Below are 2,247 nucleotides of genomic sequence, written 5' to 3' on the forward strand. Positions count from 1 at the left end.
TCAACGCAGCGTGGTCATCACCGAGTGACAATCCGATCGGCGCTGATGATCGCGCTGATCACCGATCCGCCTTCGGCGATTAGCGTTGCCGCGCGGGAACCGGCGGATGAACTCCAAGGAGGCCCGCAGCCCAGGAGAACGGCCGATTCCGGCCCGGGCGACGGCGATCCGGACCGCATGGCCGACCGGCATCTTCGGGATCACTGTGACGCAGCGCACCAGAGTGACAGGTGCTGACTTGCGGTCTTTCCGGGCGCTGAACGCGTCGTGACGATTGATCGAAAATAGTTCTCTGCGCGCGTTCCACGCGCATCTTCTCGCACCTTGGCGACCGAAGTTCCGTGGATGTCGAAACTACTCCGCAGTCGGGTGATCGGCACTGCGTCGATCGGGTTGAGAAAATTTCTTCCACGCCACGCCACGTGCGACCGAAAACGGACGATTCCCCCTGCTGTCGGCCGTTGTTCGTGCGACAAAAGTGAGAGGGCGTCCTCTTCTTCGTCCTACCTGTGCGAGTCGGAACACCGCTGGTCGCAGGCCGGTTCGCGGACGCTAGCGCAAACGGGTGTGATTGGTATCACGACAACCCGGCTGAGCGGTTTTCGTTTGGCCGCATAGCCGCTGGAAAGCGTGGATCTCAAGTTCTAAACGTGTTACCGCGATTTTCTTCTCCACTCATCGGCTCCGCTTGTCGTGAAATCGCCATTGCTCCAATCGGCGGTAGCTCACAGAAGCGGACCGTAGTCACCATTAGTTCAGTCGAGGACGCGATTCCGCTCCGGCGGGCGCTTATTCGACCTACCCGAGACAGACCGTGGGTGGGGGAGCGGTGGGTGGCCAACCGGTGTCGACAGTGAGGAAGCATGGACAGCGCCCGCATTCGCCGCAGACTGACCGAGCTCGCAGCGGAGTACTCCATTCCCGGCCTACAGCTGGCGATCCACGGGGACCGGCTCATCCGGACCTTCGCGACGGGGGTGCGGCGGCACGGGACCGCCGAACCGGTTACCGACGAGTCCGCCTTCCCCACCGGCTCGATCACCAAGCTCCTCACCGCCGCCACCGCCATGGTGCTCGTCGCGGACGGCGACCTGCACCTGGACAAGCCGCTCGCCGAGCAGGTCGACGGGCTGAGCGCCCTGCCGGAGCGGACCCGCGGCCAGCTCACCGCCCGGCACGTCCTCAGCCACACCGGCGGACTGCCCTCCGACCCGCCCGATGTGCGCGCCACGTCCCTGCGCAGGCACGTCGAGGACTGCTGCCGCGCCGTCGACCCGCTCGCGGCGCCGGGGACTGCCTTCTCCTACTCCAACATCGGCTACCTGATCGCCGGGCACGCCATTGAGGACATCACCGGCATGACATGGGCCGAGGCGGCGCAGGCGCTGGTGCTCGACCCGCTCGACCTGCCCGGCCGGTTCGTGGTCGGGCCCGGCCGGGCGGCCGATCTCGTCACCGGGCACGCCGTGCGGCGGGACACGGGGGTGGCGCGGCCGGTCGCGCAGTCGCTGTGCCCGCCGGAGGCGCCCGCGGGCGCGTGGGCGGCCAGCGCCAGCGACCTGGTGCGGCTGGGCAGGGCGCTGGCCGGGTTCGAGCCGGACGGCCCCCTCGATCCCGACGCGCTCGCCGAGATGCGCGCGCCCGCCCCGTGCGCCGAGCCGTTCGGCCTGGCCGACGGCTGGGGCATCGGCCTGGCCAGCTACGGCGGCGGCGCCCTGCGGTCCGTCGGCCACGACGGCACCGGCGACGGCACGTCCTGCCACCTGCGCGTCGACCCGGCCACCGGCACGGCCGTCGCGCTGACGGCCAACGGGGCCACCGGCTTCGCCCTGTGGCGCGAGCTGGTCGCCGAGCTGCCCGACCTGGGCGTGCCCATCGCCGACTACGACCCGCTGCCCGACCTCGGCGACCCGGTCGCGCCGCCGCCCGGCTGCGTCGGCGAGTACGCCAACGGCGAGACCACCTACCGGATCACCCACGCTGGCGGCGGGCGGCTGCACGCCGCCGTCGACGGCGCCCCGTTCGCCGACCTCACCGTCTACCCCGGACTGCGCTGCGCGCTGCGCGACTGCGACACCGGGGTGACCGACCAGGTCGGCCGGTTCATCACCGGCCCGAACGGCGAACCCGCCTGGTTCCAGGTCGGCGGCAGGCTCGCCCACCGCGGGCGCGCGGCCGTCTCCGCGGCCTGACCGACGCCCCGCGCGCCCCTTGGCGCGTCATCCCCATGCCTGGAAAGGGCGACCC

At 70.4% G+C, this 2,247-nt stretch carries 2 protein-coding genes; one reads left to right on the forward strand and one right to left on the reverse strand.

Annotation, left to right across the window (positions count from 1 at the left end; all coding sequences use genetic code 11):
• Positions 1-204: a hypothetical protein gene (locus IEY98_RS30550; RefSeq protein ID WP_189214162.1), complete on the reverse strand. Its 204-nt coding sequence runs from the start codon at positions 202-204 to the stop codon at positions 1-3.
• A gap of 659 nt (positions 205-863) precedes the next feature.
• Between IEY98_RS30550 and IEY98_RS30555 the strand changes: the two genes are divergently transcribed.
• The gene (locus IEY98_RS30555; RefSeq protein ID WP_189214163.1) at positions 864-2,192 is read left to right on the forward strand and encodes a serine hydrolase domain-containing protein; all 1,329 of its coding nucleotides are present in this window, start codon (positions 864-866) and stop codon (positions 2,190-2,192) included.
• Positions 2,193-2,247 lie beyond the last annotated feature (55 nt).

Source organism: Actinokineospora fastidiosa, from assembly GCF_014648415.1.
GTDB classification, from domain to species: Bacteria; Actinomycetota; Actinomycetes; order Mycobacteriales; family Pseudonocardiaceae; genus Actinokineospora; species Actinokineospora fastidiosa.

Coding starts and splice junctions, on each gene's coding strand:
- IEY98_RS30555 (WP_189214163.1), top strand. CDS start 864: ATGGACAGCGCCCGCATTCGCCGCAGACTGACCGAGCTCGCAGCGGAG.